This window comes from Mesorhizobium sp. M8A.F.Ca.ET.207.01.1.1 (assembly GCF_004794715.1).
GTDB lineage: Bacteria > Pseudomonadota > Alphaproteobacteria > Rhizobiales > Rhizobiaceae > Mesorhizobium.
In genome coordinates this window covers 166,761-180,789 of the sequence record NZ_SRUS01000003.1, presented here as the reverse complement: position 1 = coordinate 180,789, position 14,029 = coordinate 166,761, and the positions used below count along the sequence as shown (strand labels likewise).

At 65.6% G+C, this 14,029-nt stretch carries 15 protein-coding genes; 6 read left to right on the top strand and 9 right to left on the bottom strand.

Annotation, left to right across the window (positions count from 1 at the left end):
• Nucleotides 1–9 precede the first annotated feature (9 nt).
• Nucleotides 10–297, top strand: a complete 288-nt coding sequence (locus EN850_RS09575) for a DUF1330 domain-containing protein (RefSeq protein WP_127871122.1) — start codon at nt 10–12, stop codon at nt 295–297.
• Nucleotides 298–428: 131 nt separating this feature from the next.
• Here EN850_RS09575 and EN850_RS09570 read toward each other — a convergent pair whose 3' ends face one another.
• From EN850_RS09570 to EN850_RS09540, 7 genes are all read right to left on the bottom strand, one after another.
• The gene (locus EN850_RS09570; protein WP_136091105.1) at nt 429–1,487 is read right to left on the bottom strand and encodes a D-alanine:D-lactate ligase-like protein; all 1,059 of its coding nucleotides are present in this window, start codon (nt 1,485–1,487) and stop codon (nt 429–431) included.
• Between the two features lie 128 nt (nt 1,488–1,615).
• Nucleotides 1,616–2,491, bottom strand: coding sequence for an SMP-30/gluconolactonase/LRE family protein (locus EN850_RS09565; protein ID WP_136091104.1), 876 nt, complete (start codon nt 2,489–2,491; stop codon nt 1,616–1,618).
• Nucleotides 2,491–3,129 (bottom strand): 2-dehydro-3-deoxy-6-phosphogalactonate aldolase, encoded by a 639-nt coding sequence (locus EN850_RS09560; protein WP_135883831.1) that lies wholly within the window; start codon nt 3,127–3,129, stop codon nt 2,491–2,493. The genes EN850_RS09565 and EN850_RS09560 overlap by 1 nt, the downstream gene beginning before the upstream one ends.
• The gene (locus tag EN850_RS09555; RefSeq protein WP_136091103.1) at nt 3,126–4,079 is read right to left on the bottom strand and encodes a 2-dehydro-3-deoxygalactonokinase; all 954 of its coding nucleotides are present in this window, start codon (nt 4,077–4,079) and stop codon (nt 3,126–3,128) included. The genes EN850_RS09560 and EN850_RS09555 overlap by 4 nt, the downstream gene beginning before the upstream one ends.
• Nucleotides 4,076–4,843: an SDR family oxidoreductase gene (locus tag EN850_RS09550; RefSeq protein ID WP_136091102.1), complete on the bottom strand. Its 768-nt coding sequence runs from the start codon at nt 4,841–4,843 to the stop codon at nt 4,076–4,078. The genes EN850_RS09555 and EN850_RS09550 overlap by 4 nt, the downstream gene beginning before the upstream one ends.
• A gap of 167 nt (nt 4,844–5,010) precedes the next feature.
• Nucleotides 5,011–6,360, bottom strand: coding sequence for an EAL domain-containing protein (locus EN850_RS09545; protein ID WP_135883834.1), 1,350 nt, complete (start codon nt 6,358–6,360; stop codon nt 5,011–5,013).
• Between the two features lie 119 nt (nt 6,361–6,479).
• Nucleotides 6,480–7,364, bottom strand: a complete 885-nt coding sequence (locus tag EN850_RS09540; protein ID WP_136091101.1) for a LysR family transcriptional regulator — start codon at nt 7,362–7,364, stop codon at nt 6,480–6,482.
• Nucleotides 7,365–7,482: 118 nt separating this feature from the next.
• On the opposite strand from EN850_RS09540, the gene EN850_RS09535 reads away from it, so the two are divergent.
• Complete coding sequence (locus tag EN850_RS09535) at nt 7,483–8,208, top strand: SDR family oxidoreductase (RefSeq protein WP_127871119.1); 726 nt, start codon at nt 7,483–7,485, stop codon at nt 8,206–8,208.
• Nucleotides 8,209–8,213: 5 nt separating this feature from the next.
• Nucleotides 8,214–8,555, top strand: a complete 342-nt coding sequence (locus tag EN850_RS09530; RefSeq protein ID WP_127871118.1) for an Atu4866 domain-containing protein — start codon at nt 8,214–8,216, stop codon at nt 8,553–8,555.
• A gap of 15 nt (nt 8,556–8,570) precedes the next feature.
• Here EN850_RS09530 and EN850_RS09525 read toward each other — a convergent pair whose 3' ends face one another.
• The gene (locus EN850_RS09525; RefSeq protein WP_136091100.1) at nt 8,571–10,364 is read right to left on the bottom strand and encodes a GtrA family protein; all 1,794 of its coding nucleotides are present in this window, start codon (nt 10,362–10,364) and stop codon (nt 8,571–8,573) included.
• A gap of 164 nt (nt 10,365–10,528) precedes the next feature.
• Here EN850_RS09525 and EN850_RS09520 point away from each other — a divergent pair, with 164 nt between their 5' ends.
• The 3 genes from EN850_RS09520 (at nt 10,529) to gshB (ending at nt 12,921) form a co-directional block, all read left to right on the top strand.
• On the top strand, nt 10,529–11,530 hold the full coding sequence (locus EN850_RS09520) for a glycosyltransferase (protein WP_127871116.1): 1,002 nt from the start codon (nt 10,529–10,531) through the stop codon (nt 11,528–11,530).
• A gap of 3 nt (nt 11,531–11,533) precedes the next feature.
• The gene (locus EN850_RS09515) at nt 11,534–11,908 is read left to right on the top strand and encodes a GtrA family protein (protein ID WP_135930738.1); all 375 of its coding nucleotides are present in this window, start codon (nt 11,534–11,536) and stop codon (nt 11,906–11,908) included.
• Between the two features lie 71 nt (nt 11,909–11,979).
• A complete protein-coding gene (gene gshB / locus EN850_RS09510) occupies nt 11,980–12,921 on the top strand; it encodes a glutathione synthase (protein WP_136091099.1) in 942 nt (313 codons plus the stop codon).
• A gap of 101 nt (nt 12,922–13,022) precedes the next feature.
• Here gshB and EN850_RS09505 read toward each other — a convergent pair whose 3' ends face one another.
• Complete coding sequence (locus tag EN850_RS09505; protein WP_136091098.1) at nt 13,023–13,943, bottom strand: LysR substrate-binding domain-containing protein; 921 nt, start codon at nt 13,941–13,943, stop codon at nt 13,023–13,025.
• Nucleotides 13,944–14,029 lie beyond the last annotated feature (86 nt).

The following is a 14,029-nucleotide window of genomic DNA, read 5'->3' as shown; positions in this document are numbered from 1 at the left end:
GAAAAGAGAATGCCCAAGGGATACTGGATCGCACGTGTCGATGTGCGCGACGCCGAAGGCTACAAGGACTATGTCGCGGCCGCCAAGCCGGCCTTCGAGCGCTTTGGCGCGACTTTTCTCGCCCGCGGCGGTGAACACGAGAAAGCCGAGGGTCAGGGCCGCGCGCGCAATGTCATCATCGAATTTCCATCGCTCGCCGCCGCGCATGACTGCTATCACTCGCCGGAGTATCAGCGCGCGGTCGCCATCCGCCAGAAGGTCGCCGACGGCGAGATCGTGCTGGTCGAAGGCATTTAGGTCCGGGGGCGGCCGAGCGGAATTCCGCACCGTCGCAACGGATCGAAGTCACGGCATGTCCGCGCCGCGTCGCTCCTTGCTTAGCCGTCGGATGCCGATTGCGAGGGGGTGTCGCGCCGCCATCCCTGACGTCATGGGCGCAACCGGCTTGCGGCGGTTTCCGCCATCGCGTCGGTCAGGCCCAGCGCCCATTGCTGGCGGCAGTAGGCGCGGAAATCGAAGCACGGCAGGCCGGGGCAGACCTCGAACTCGATGAGATGAACCGTGTCATCTGCCTCGACGCGCAGGTCGATGGAAAACACGTCGCGCAGGCCGAGCCCGCTGATCAGCCGTTCGGCGATCACCCTGATCCTCGCATCGGCCACCGGCTGGCTGTCCGCGACTGGAGCGAGTTCGGGTTCGGCATAGTGCCCGGCAGTCTTCGCCGCCTCACCGGTGTCACCATAAAGCGCCAGGCTGTCCGCCATGGTCTGGAAGTCCGCGCCTGACTCGACAAAGGCGACGCCAAGCGCCTCGACGCCGGTTTCCGGCGTCAGGCCGAGGAAGCTGGCGCGCACATTGCGGCCGGCGACATAGGGCTGGACGACGACATCGTCGCGATAGGCCGCGAAAACACGGCGGCTGAGCTCCAGCGCGTGGCCGAGATCGGCTACGCGCGAATCCGGCCAGATGCCGATCTTGGCGCCGAGCCTGTTGGGCTTGACGAACCAGCCGGCAGCGGAGGCCGGCGGCTCGACCAGCCAGTTTCCATTGCGGGCAAGTCCCGCCTGCGGCGCCGGCAGGCCGAGGGCGCCAAGCACCGCGCCGGAGCGAAACTTGTCCTGGCAGAGCGCGAACAGCGAATCGTCCGCGCCGATCGTTCTCAGGCCGTTGAGCCGCGCCAGCGCGGGTGCGGCGCCGCCACGGAAATAGGCGATGCCGTCGGTCAGCGTCCAGACCAGCGTCGTGGCCGGATCGGCTCCGGTGAGCGCGCTTGCGGCATCGTCCAGCTCCACCGCGGCGAAGGCGAGGCCGCGGCTGTCACAGGCTGCGGCGAGCGTGTCGAATTCGGGCGCGAGGTCGGTCGACTGCGCCAGGTAGGACGAAATCTCGGCGGCACGCTTCGGCGCATAGCCGTCGGCGACCAGGCGCTCGAAGCAAGCCTTCTCCGGCTCGTGGACGAGGATCAGTTCTGGCCTGCGGCTGGACATGCGATGATTGAATCCCGGCTATGTGATCGCCCAGCATCGCACGGCGCATGCCGTGGGCTTTCGCGAAACCGACCGTCCCGGACGGTTGCGTGACAACGCCGGCGAGGACGTTTATCGGCCACCTTCGTTCAGGCGATCAGCACGCGTGGCTCGAAGCGGCCGTTGACCTTGATGTCGAGGACGAACGTCATGCCGGCCTGCGGGTCGAGCTGGCGCTGCTTCTCGTCCTTGCCTTTCCAGGCCGACGTCACCGCCAGCCGGTCCGCCTTCGCGCCGACAAAAGCCGGGCAGGAAGGCTGCGTCACCGGCATCGCAATTTCGCGCAACAATGTGCCGTCGGGCGAATAGGCCTTGACCGCCTTGCCGCCCCAGACGGCGTTCCACAGCACGCCATCGTGGTCGACGACCGACCCATCGACATAGCCCTTGGACGAGCGGTGATCGACGAACACATTTGGTTCTCCAGCGGGCAGGCCGGTCGCCGGATCACAGGCGACGCGCATCAGCAGGCCGGTCGAGGTGTCGGTGTAATAGGCGAGCGCGCCATCCCCGGAGAAACAGATCGAGTTCGACACGGTGATGCCGGAGAATAGCTTGCGCAGTTCGCCCTTGAAAAACCAGTAGATCGAACCGGCGCCCTTTGCCTCGCTCTTGCCCATCGTCCCCATCCACAAGGCGCCGCAGGGATGGACACGGGAATCGTTGGAGCGGGTAAGGGGATTGTCGGCCTCGACAGGCGTATGCAGCGTCATCCGGCCGGTCGCGACGTCGCGGACGAAGAGGCCGGTCTCGGTGGCGATCAGCTGACGCTTGTCGTCGATGATGGCGATGGCGCTCGCCATCTGGCCAAGCTCGTGGATCTTCAGCGCACCGCCGGCCACGGATTTCTCCAGGAGCCGGCCGTTGACGATATCGAACCAGAACAACGCATCGGTGGCGGGATCGTAGCTTGGCCCTTCGCCGAGCTCGCAGACATGGTCGGAGAAAACCGAAACATCGCTCATCATGCGTCTCCGAATGCCGCGTCCCAGGCAGCGACGGCGGCGTGTGCGCGCGCCGCTACGTCGTCGACGCTCATGCCTGGCTTGAACAGGCTGGAGCCAAGCCCGAACACCGTCACGCCAACCGCCTTGTAGCCGGCAAAATCCTTGTCCGAAACGCCGCCGACCGCGCCGACCAGCGTCTGCGCCGGCAGTACGGCCCGGATCGCGGAAATGCCCGATGCGCCGAGCACGCTGGCGGGAAAGAATTTCAGCGCCGAAGCGCCGAGCCGGATCGCCTGGAAAGCTTCCGTAGGGGTGAACACGCCAGGCATGGTGACCATGCCATACGTCTTGGCGCGGCCCATCACCTCGGCATCGATGTTGGGGCTGACCAGCAATCGACCGCCGGCCCGGTGCAGGCTGTCGACATCGGCCGCCGTCAGCACGGTGCCGGCGCCGACCAGGGCCGTTTTCGGCAGCACTTCGACAATCCTGGCGATCGACGAGAACGGTTCGGGCGAGTTGAGCGGCACCTCGATCGCCTCGATGCCGGCGTCGAACAGCGCCTGGCCCATGGCGATCGCCTCGGTGGGCTTCAGGCCGCGCAGGATGGCGACCAGGCCGCGCTTGAGTTTGGGAAAAGGTGCGGTCTGGCTCACAGGGCTGCTCCGGTTCTGACGATCATGCCGTTCTCGCGCGCGGCTTCGATCAGCCCGGCGCGTACTGCTTCGTCGGCGTCGACGGTGCGCAGGCCAAGCCCGGCAAGGCCGAGCGCGGCCTGGTAGAGCACGGCCAGCGCGCCCGAGGCAACCAGCACCACCGATGTCGCGCCGGCGCCATGCCGGCGCCGGGCGGAGGCGATCTCGCCGCCGATCAGCAGGCCGGACAGGCAGGCGGCCGCATCATCGGCCTTCAAATCCTGGAGCAGGCCGGCGGCGCGGATGGCAAACAGCCGCGAGGTGACGTCACCACCCTCGCCCAGTGCGATTTCGCACCAGCGGCGGAAGAACGGATTGTCACCAGCAACCGGGCTGGGATGCTCACCCAGCGAATGGCGCAGGATCGAGTGCGCGGCAAGCACTGAAAACAGCTCGCCCGTCGGCCAGGTGCCAAAGCCGGTGACGGCGCCGTCCTCGACCAGCACCCATTTCGAATGGGTACCGGGCATGCAGACGAGATGGCGGCCCTTGGCCGGCAGGCCGGCGCCGGCCAACTGCGTTTCCTCGCCGCGCATGACGTCGGGCGCGTCGGCCAGGCGCTGGGCAAGGCCGGGAACGATACGGATGTCACGTTTCTGATCAGGCACACGGGCGGCGCCGCCGAGAATGGCGCCGAGCGGCGACGGCACGCTGACATAGGGCGCCTCGAGCCAACCCTGGCGCGAACCGGCCATGCCGCAGATGATGACGGGCAATTCCTCCGGCGCACCCATCGCCGTCAGATGGCTCTCCAGAACGTTGGCGAAGCCCTTTTCGCGCGCGGTGATCAGGCCGTCGTCGCCGCGACGCTCGGCAAGCACCTTGCCGGCGCCGTCGATCAGCCAGACCCGGAGCCGGGTCGTGCCCCAATCGAGTGCGGCTACCGCCGGAACGTTGCCGGCTGGGCTCACAGGAAGCCTCCATCGACGATCAGCATCTGCGCGGTCAACATGCGCGAAGCGTCCGAGGCCAGGAACAGCACCGTGCCAACCATGTCGTCCGGCCGCATGACGTCCCTGATGCACTGCTTGGCGACATGGGCGGCGAGCGCCTGTTCGGTCACCCAGCGCTCCTGCTGCCGCTCGGTGATCACCCAGCCGGGCGCGACGGCGTTGACGCGGATGCGGTCGGGTCCGAGCTTGCCTGCCAACCCCTTGGTGAGGCCGAGTATGCCCGCCTTGGCAGCGGTATAGGCCGGCATGTCGGGATGGTTGATCAGGTAGGAGGTCGAGGTGAAATTGATGATCGAGCCGCCGCCGGCCCGCTTCATGCCTGATGCCACCGCCTGCGCGGTGAAGAAATGCGGCCTGAGATTGATGGAGAGATTGTTGTCCCAGAATTCGACGGTGACGTCCTCGACTTCATGGCGTTCGTCCCAGGCGGCGTTGTTGACCAGCACGGTGACGTCGCCATGCGCGTCGGCGGCCCGGGCGGCTGCAGCGCGCAAGGCCTCGACGTCGCGCAGATCGGTCTTGAGGTAGAGCGGACGCCGGCCGAGCTCTTTCTCGATGCGGTCGGCGAGCGTGATGCTCGGCGCATCGGCGATGTCGATGAAGGCGACCTTGGCGCCCTGGCGCATGAACCCTTCGGTCAACGCCGCGCCGATGCCGGAGCCGCCGCCGGTGATCAGCACCGAAGCGCCTTCGAGGTCGGCAAACCGCGCCGATGGCATCATGATTTTCGTCTCCCGGGTCAACCGGCGCGCATCCTAGCCAGACACGTCCGGCGGGCAAGGGCGAAAAGACGCATTTTCGGGCTTATGTCTGACAAAAAGGCGATGGTGCGCCGCTCGACCAGCGGAGCGGCTGTCGCCACATTGTGGGCAGCACCGTTTTTCGCCGTTCAGATCGCCTTGGCGCGCAGGGCGCCACGGAAGGAATCACGGAGGTAGCCCAATGTGGCATCGGCATCGGCCGGCTTGCCGAACAGATAGCCCTGTCCGCCGGCGCAACCGAACTGGACCAGCCGGTCGGCCTGCGCCTCCTCTTCGATGCCTTCGGCGACGACGTCCATGCCGAGCCCTTCGCACATGGCGAGGATGGCGCGGATGATGTGCTCGGATGGCCGGTCTTCGAGAATGGAGGCGACGAAGGCGCGGTCGATCTTGAGCTTGTCGAAATGGAATTCACGCAGCCGGCCGAGCGAGGACTGGCCGGTGCCGAAATCATCGAGCGAGACGCGGATGCCGACGCGGCGCAGATCCTCGACGATCTGCGCGGCCGAGGCAGGGTCGTTCATCAGGCCGGTTTCGGTGATCTCGATCTCCAGCCGGCGCGGATCGAAGCCGGTGCGGTCGAGGATCGCCAGTATGTGCAGGCCGGTGTTCTGGTCGACGAGCTGCGAGGGCGACAGGTTGAAGGACAGGAACAGGTCCTTCGGCCAGCTCCTGGCGGCTTCGGTCGCCTTGCGCAGCACCAGCTGCGACAGCGGCCCAATGATGCCGCGCTCCTCGGCGATCGGGATGAAGACGGTCGGCGGCACCGCGCCGAGATCGCGATCGGTCCAGCGCGCCAGCGTCTCGAAGCCGATGGTGCGGCGCGTGGTGAGGTCGACGATCGGCTGGAAATGCGGCTCCACCTCGCCGGCGGAGACGGCGCGGCGCAGCGCCTGCTCGATGCGGGTGACGCGCTTGGCAGCCTCTTCCATCTCACGGGTGTAGACGACGACGCGGCCGCGGCCGGAACGCTTGGCATGGTAGAGCGCCGTTTCGGCCTTGTTGATGAGGATCTCGGTGGTCTCGTCGCCCGAATAGAACAGCGAGCAGCCGACCGAGGCCGAGAGCCTGGCGGTGCGCTCGCCGACATCATAGGGCGCCGACAGGATCTCGATCAGCATGCGGGATTTTTCAGCCGCCGCATCCTCCGAGAACACCAGCGGGTAGAGGAAGGCGAATTCGTCGGCACCGATGCGGCAGACCGTCGAATGGCCGTCCATCGAGGCACGCAGCCGCATGGCGACCTGGATCAGGATGTCGTCGCCGGCCTTGTGGCCGAACAGATCGTTGATCGGCTTGAAGCCGTCGAGGTCGAGAATGCCGACGGTGAAGGGCGCGGGATCGTCGGCGCGGTCGCTGATCAGGCGGTCGACCTTGTCGAAGAAGCGGCGATGATTGCCAAGCCCGGTCAACGGATCGGTGAACGCCAGATCCGTGCTTTCCCTGTTTGCCTGACCGGTGCCAAACGGAGTTTGCATCGGTGTCCCTGTTCGTCCCTGCTTTGTCGTCGGAGTTTATTTTCGAGACTGGCAGCAAACCCTTTAGGAAACGTATCGCTTGAATCGATTTTTCGAGACCCGCCAACGATCCCACGACGCTATCTGAAGCGCTGCAGGTGATCGACAAGCGCGCGCAGCTTCGGCGCCAAGTTGCGGCGGCCGGGATAATAGAGATAGAAGCCGGCAAAGCGTGGGCAATAGGACTCCAGGATGGGCACCAGCTCGCCCCGGTCGAGCCAGGGACGGAAGCTCCGTTCCATGCCGAAGGTGATGCCGGCGCCGGCGACAGCGAGCCTGATCATCAACGTCATGTCGTTTGTCGTGATCTCCGGGGCGACGGCGACGCTGAACTCCTTGCCGTCGACCGCGAATTCCCATCGGTAGGGCGCAACCCCGGGAGCGGGACGCCAACCAATGCAGCGACGGGCCGCAAGCTCGCTCGGATGCGCAGGCTCACCAAATCGATCGCGGTAGGCTGGCGCGCAGACAGCCAGCTGCCGCTCGTCACCGGCAACGGGAACCGCGATCATGTCCTGCTCGATGACTTCGCCCAGCCTGACGCCGGCATCGTATCCCTGGGCAACGATATCGAATTCATCGTCCGTCACCGTGATGTCGATCTGAACCTCCGGATTGGCCTCGGCGAAGGCCGCCAGGAGCGGCCCCGACAGGAAGCCCTCCGCGATCGACGAAACGGCGAGCCGCAACTGCCCGCGCGGGCAACCACGCAAGCTGCCGGCGGCCTCGACCGCGGCACGCATGTCCGCAATGGCCGGCGCGATTTCGGCGCGGAGCCGCTCCCCCGCCTCGGTGAGGCTGACGCTGCGCGTCGTGCGCCGCACAAGCGCTATGCCGATGGTCTCTTCCAGCCGCCTGATCGTCTGGCTGACGGCCGAGCGGGTGACACCCAGCCGGTCGGCGGCGGCGCGAAAACTCCGCTCCTCGGCGACAAGCGCAAAAACGGAGAGCGCGTTGAGATCCATTGGTTAGCGTGGCTTTCCATAGCGTCAAGAAATGGCTGTCTTAACGCGACAATGGGGCAATTCTATCTTCCTGGCAACCGACGCAAGGCGGCGGTCAATCCAGGAACAGGAGACAAGCATGCCCCTCGACAAGACCGTCCTCATTACCGGCGCATCAAGCGGAATCGGCGCGGGGATTGCCCGAGAACTCGGCGCCGCCGGGGCGAAAGTCATGCTCGGCGCGCGGCGCACAGACCGGCTGGAGGCGCTCGCCGAGGAGATCACCGCGCACGGTGGGGAGGCCAGGATCCGCGGCCTCGACGTCACCGACCGTAACGATGTCGCTGCCTTTGCCGAGGCGGCGCGACAAGCCTGGGGACGCGTCGACGTGATCGTCAACAATGCCGGCGTGATGCCGCTTTCGCTGATGGCCTCCCTCAAGGTCGACGAATGGGACCGCATGGTCGACGTCAACATCAAGGGCGTGCTCCACGGGATCGCCGCGGTGCTGCCGGAGATGACCGCGAGAGGCTCCGGCCACATCATTAACATCGCTTCGGTCGGCGCGCTCTCGGTCGCGCCAACGGCAGCGGTCTATTGCGCGACCAAATACGCGGTGCGGGCGATTTCCGACGGCCTCAGGCAGGAGAACGACGACATTCGGGTGACCTGCATTCATCCCGGCGTGGTCGAGAGTGAATTGGCCCATTCCATCACCGATCCGCTGGCGGCCGAAGCCATGAAGACCTACCGGGCGATCGCCTTGCAGCCGGACGCGATCGGCCGCGCGGTGCGCTTCGCCATCGAGCAGCCCGACGACGTCGATGTCAACGAGATCGTCATTCGGCCGACGGCCACAAGGTAGCGGCCATGACGTCGTCGTTTTCCCTGCTTGCATCGCTCATGCTTCTCTTTGGCGCGGTCCCCGTGCAGAAAGGTCTCGCCCAGATGAATCCCGACCAGCAAATCATTGCTCAAAGCCATCCCTATGCAGGCATGTGGGTGACAGCCGATGGCCATGTCCGTCACAAGCTGCTTCCAAATGGCCGGTACGACGAAGCGCGTGGAACCCGGGAGAGCGCGTATCGGGGGCGTTACGAAGTCCGGGGGCATCACATCGACTATTGGGACGATACCGGATTCACCGCCGATGGCACGTTCATCGACGGCGTGCTGCATCACGGCGGCATGATCTTGTATCGGAAGGAGTAGCGTCTGCCGGCTGGATCAGCCGCCGAGCCGGACGCGGTACAGTTCCAGAGGAGCGCCACGGGTCTCCGCCACCGGCTCCAGCCATTCCGGCACGCTGCCGCGCATCAGCCCGGCCAGAAAACCGTCCGGCGCCCTGGCAGCGAACAGCCGGCTTTCAGGGTTGTCGAGGCAGAGCGCGACAAGGCCGACATGGTGACTTTCGACGATGGCTTTGGCGTCGGTGGCCGAGCCCAGCAATGCATCGAACACGAGCAGGTTTCCGGCGACGTTGCGATGGTAGGGCCCGGCGAACACGCGATGACCGGTAAAGGCGAGGATGGGCGAGCCAAGATTGGAGATGGCAAGCACCGTGGTGGGGGCCATCGCGCCAAGCACGGCGAACGAGGCCTTGCTGTTGCAGGGCGCATCGATGCTGGCGTCCCTGGCGGGTGCAGCAGTTGCGAAGGCGCTCGAGGCGGCCTCGGCGGCACCCGACCAGATGGCATTGACCGAGATCAGCCAGGCCGCCGCCATCCTGAGTACCGAGCCGCTGGACGGGCTGGCTTCGGCCCGCTGCCGCCATTTGGCGATCCAGGCCGAAAGCGGGATCACCGCAAAGGCGATGGAGAAGGTCGAGCCGCGCACTTCCCAGGCGCTGACCAGGACCGCCACGACCAGCAGTGCGGCGACGAGGCTGTCCTGCCGCCGCCAGCCGCCATGGCTGAAACGGAGCGCCATCAGCACGATGGCCACCAGCGGCGTGGCAAAACGCGCCACGGCCCTTGCCGGATCGTCGACGACAAGCTGGACGATCGACTGCGCCTCCTCGATATAGCCGAGCCACATCTGCTGCAGGCGCGGGTCGAGATGGGCATAGGGCGCCGCCAGGCATTGCGGGAACAGCAACGCCACGACGAGGGCGAGAGCGACGGCAAGCAGGCCAAGCGACATCAGGCGCTGGGCGGCCGTCGCGTTGGCTGCCCTCCATGAAGCAATGATTGCCAGACCGGTGCCGGCAAGCGCTGTGACGGCGAACTGCACGACCGAGAACGTGTCGCACTGGGCCTGGCCCCAGGACGAGACGGGGATGGTGGCGGCGAAGACCAGAGCCGAGACGCCGGCGACGCCGAGGCCGAAATCCCTGGCGATCAGCCTTTCGGCGTCGCCATTGCCGAGAAACAGCAGAGCGACGACGGCGCCGAGGGCCCCGGCATAGGGCGCGCTTTCCATGCCGATGGCCAGGGTCAGCGTGGCGCAGATGCCCGCGACAAGGGCAGCCGGCCGATACGTGGGCGCCTCGAGCAGCAAGGCCAGGCTCGCCAGCGTCAGCATCAGCTGGACATTGTGATGATCGAGCGCGCCTGGGGAAAAAATCCCGATGTAATACAAGGCCGCCCCGCCGACGACGGCGGCGGGCAGCACAGCGGGCGGGCCGGCGAAAGCGCGCGCGGCGCGGATGATGAACAAGACCGCGATAAAGAACTGCAGGGCCGGCCAGACTATTTGCACGATCTGTTCGGCCAGGGCGGCGCTGCCGGTCAGGCTCGAAACGGCAAGGATGCTCAGCGCCAGCGGCGCGTCGAGCAGCCGCGACCAGTGCATGACGAAGCCGCCCTCCAGCCCCATTCTGTACTGGTGCAGGTCGAACCAGCCTTGGCCCGCCAGCAGGTCGCGGACTTCGACCAGTTGCAGCAGGCTGTCATTGTCGCCCGCCGGATTGGCCAGTTGCGGGAATCCCTGCTGGGCATTGAGGCCGAGCAGCAGCAAGGCGGCAAGCAACGCGAACGCGATATCGGACTTCCCTGTGGAAGTTCCCGTTGCTGTGCTCATGCCGATCGCCCTTGGCGGGAATGCCGGGCCTTTCCAGGCCAATCGACACTCGTGAAGTCGGTCTTAAACCTAGCCTTAACGGCTTCAATAAATAGTAAAACCGCCTGAACGCGGCCGGTTTCCGGAGCGCGACCGCATGGTCGACAAGGCATTCGGAGACGAAAATGCCGCAAGACATCAGCCATGAACCCGTCATCGCCGTGCTCCTGCCCTGCTATAATGAGGAGCTGACCATCGCCGAGGTGGTGCGGCGGTTCCGCGAGACGCTGCCCGCGGCAACCATCTATGTCTACGACAACAATTCGAAGGATCTGACGGCGCTGCGCGCCCGCGCGGCCGGCGCCATCGTGGTTCGCGAGCCGCGCCAGGGCAAGGGCAATGTGGTGCGGCGCATGTTCGCCGACATCGACGCCGACATCTACCTGATGGCCGATGGCGACGGCACCTACGCGCCCGAGGACGCGCCGCAATTGATCAACACGCTCCTGACCGAGCGTTGCGACATGGTGGTGGGCACCAGGCGCGGCGTCACCGACGATGCCGGCAGGGCCGGCCATGCCTTCGGCAACCGGGCCTTCAACAGCCTCTACAAATGGCTGTTCGGCAGCGATTTCACCGACATTTTCTCCGGCTACCGCGTCTTCACCAGGCGTTTCGTCAAGAGCTTCCCCGCCGTCTCCGGCGGCTTCGAGATCGAGACCGAAATGTCGGTGCACGCCTCGCAGCTCAAATTGCCGGTCAGCGAGATTGCGCTCGACTACGGCCGCCGGCCGGAAGGCTCGTCGTCGAAGCTGTCGACCTTCCGCGACGGCGCCAGGATCCTGTGGATGTTCGCCATGCTGATGAAGGAGACGCAGCCGTTGCGCTTCTTCGGCGCCTTTTCGCTGTTCTTCCTGGCCTCGAGCCTGTTCCTGATGGCGCCGGTGCTGGTCGAATTCGCCGAGACCGGCCTGGTACCGCGCATGCCGACCTGGGTGCTGTCGGTCGGCCTGCTGCTTCTGTCCATGCTGGCGGCGGTGACCGGACTGATCCTCGATTCGGTCTCGCGTGGGCGCGCCGAGCAGAAGCGGATCTTCTATCTCTCCATGCCTTCGGGCCGTGTCGAGCGCCGCACCGGCGACGTGGTTCGGAAGCCGCAACCGGGCAAGGCCTCGCGTGCGGCCTGACCGATGCAACGCATCGTCCGCTTTGTCTTCGCCGGCGGCATCGGCTTCGTCGCCGACGCGGCGGCGCTGTGGCTGCTGCTCGCCGTCACGCCGCTCGGACCCTTCGTCGCCCGCATGCTGTCGATCGGCTTCGCGCTCTGCGTCACCTGGCAGATCAACCGGCACCTGACCTTCTCGCCGTCGAGCAGGGGCGTGACACAGGAAGGCGCCCGCTATGGCGGCGTCGGCGTCGCCACCAGCATCGTCAACTATGCCGTCTACTCAGCCATCCTGCTGGTGCTGCCGGCGGCGCCACCACTGGCGGCGCTTGCCATCGCTTCGCTGGCAGCCATGACGCTGTCCTTCCTGGGTTACTCGCGGCTGGTCTTCGACCGTTAACGGCGTGGCCCGATTGGCAGAAGGCGCCGGGACCCTTATATCGCTTGCGTTGACTGCGCTGGGGATCCGCCATGAAGCTGAAAATCGCCGTCCAGATGGACCATGTCTCGACCGTGTCGATCGCCGGCGACACCTCGTTCGCGCTGTCGCTGGAAGCGCAGCGGCGCGGCCATCAATTGTTCCACTACACGCCCGACCGCCTGTCGCTGCGCGACGGCAAGGTGTTTGCCCGCATCGAGGAGATGCAGGTGCGCGACGAAAAGGGCAGCCACTACTCGCTGGGCGAAAAGGTTCGCACCGACCTATCGGAGATGGACGTCATCCTGCTGCGCCAGGACCCTCCCTTCGACATGAACTACATCACCACCACGCATATCCTCGAGCGCATCCATCCGAAGACGCTGGTCGTCAACGACCCGGCCTGGGTGCGCAACAGCCCGGAAAAGATCTTCGTCACCGAGTTTTCCGATTTGATGCCGGACACGCTGATCACCAAGGATCCGCTCGAGGTGGCCGCCTTCCGCAAGGAATTCGGCGACATCATCGTCAAGCCGCTCTACGGCAATGGCGGCGCGGGCATCTTCCATCTGCACGAGGCCGACCGCAACCTCGCCTCGCTGCTCGAAATGTTCGGCCAGCTGTTCCGCGAGCCCTATATCGTGCAGCGCTACCTGAAGGATGTGCGCAAGGGCGACAAACGCATCATCCTGATCGACGGCGAGCCGGTCGGCGCCATCAACCGGGTGCCGGCCGAGCACGATTCCCGCTCCAACATGCATGTCGGCGGCCGTGCCGAGAAAACCGAGCTGACGGCGCGCGAGCGCGAGATCTGCGCCCGCATCGGGCCGTCGCTCAGGGAACGCGGCTTCATCCTGGTCGGCATCGATGTCATCGGCGACTACATGACCGAGATCAATGTCACCTCGCCGACCGGCGTGCGCGAGGTACAGCGTTTTGGTGGCGCCGACATTGCCAGCCTGTTCTGGGACGCTGTCGAAGCGAAGCGGACATAATCCGTTTTCATTTTGTGTTAACCATGTTCCGCTTTTTGCAGCCGGCTACAACCCGGGCGCAACCTGTCCGGTTACCGGTTCCCCTGATGTTCCTGATTTGATCAAGGCTCTTCGACCCGGCCCTGTTCGCGCTCCCTGACATCAGCCGTCTCGGCCAGCACCCAGTCCCTGAACAGCCTGATCTTCGGGGTGTTGCGGCGGCTTTCGGAATGCACCAGCCAGTAGCCGTCGCCGTCGGACCCCATGGCCTCGAACGGCTGAATGAGCTGTCCTGTCGCCAGCAACGAGCTGTAGAGGTTGCGGGTGAGGATGGCGACGCCCTGATCGGTCAGCGCCGCCATCGCGTCGTAGGCCTGCGTGCCAAGCTCCGGGCCGGCTATGATGCGATCTGGTTCGAAGCGGGCGCCGGCCGCTTCGAACCAGATCTTCCACCAGGGATCGGTCGAACAGCATAGTGGCAGCTTGTAGAGATCTTCGGGCCGGCGGATGCCTCCCACGCTCCGCACCAGCCTCGGGCTGAGCATCGGCGTGTAATCCGCCTTGAACAGATAGTGGGCTGCCAGGCCCGGCCATTTCCCGGTGCCGGTGCGAATGCCGATATCCATGCCGTCGCGCCCAAAATCGGCCAGCTGGGACGATGTGTCGACTTTCACGGCAAGGTCCGGATGCATCAGCTGGAATGCTCCAAGGCGCACGGCGAGCCAGGTCGAGGCAAAGGTCTGGACCGTGGTGACCGACAAGACGCCGGTGGCGCCGCCCTTGGTCGCCACCCACGCATCGGCCAGCGCCGAGAAGGCACCCGATGCGTGCGGCGCCAGCTGCTCGCCGGCCTCGGTCAAGGCGATCTGCCTTGTTTTTCTTACGAAAAGCGGTGTTCCGGCGCGTTCCTCCAGCACCTTGATCTGGTAGCTCGCCGCCGACTGGGTCATGCCGAGCTCTTCGGCCGCCTTGGTAAAGCTGCCCAGCCGCGATGCGGCTTCAAACACCCTGATGGCGCCCAATGGCGGCAGGTCCCAGCTCATCACACATCAATCCTGTTGATGCATGATAAGCGACGTTCGATTGGAAGCCAAGAGCCGGCAAGCGCACACTCAAACCATCGACCGAA